The sequence below is a fragment of the Salinimicrobium oceani genome (assembly GCF_012037645.1).
Genome location: NZ_JAAVJR010000408.1, coordinates 1 through 512 on the forward strand (window position 1 = coordinate 1; position 512 = coordinate 512).

Annotated in this window: 1 protein-coding gene; it reads left to right on the top strand. The window is 43.6% G+C overall.

The window, feature by feature from the left end; all coding sequences use genetic code 11:
- A partial coding sequence (locus HC175_RS17435) for an RDD family protein (RefSeq protein WP_168139568.1) occupies positions 1 to 512 on the top strand: 512 nt, incomplete at both ends.

A 512-nucleotide genomic window follows, 5' to 3' on the forward strand; every position in this document is an offset into this window, starting at 1 on the left:
TCAAATTGAAACTGCTCAAAATATAAGCATTACTCAAAACGTAGCAGGAGTAGGGGAGCGCATCCTTGCTTATCTCATCGACTTCGTAATAATGGTCATTTACGTGGTTTTAGCTTTTTTTATGATGGCAGGCCTTAATGTAGCTGGCGACCAGGAGTGGTTGTTTGTTTCTGTGATCTTCCTGCCATTGTTATTGTATTTTCTACTATGGGAAAGCTTGTGGAATGGGAGATCTCCCGGAAAAGCAGCTTTAGAGCTACGAGTTGTAAAACTTGATGGATCCAAACCGGCGTTTTCAAACTATTTAGTACGTTGGCTTCTTAGAATTGTAGATATTAGTATCACCAGTGGAAGTGTTGCCGTGGTTACTATCCTCTTAACCGGGAGAGGACAAAGACTGGGAGATCTCGCGGCCGGTACAACCGTTATTTCCGAAAAATCACGCGTAGGACTTGATCGTACGGTGCTGGTCAATGTTCCTGAAGATTACAGGCCTCAATACCCGCAGGTTA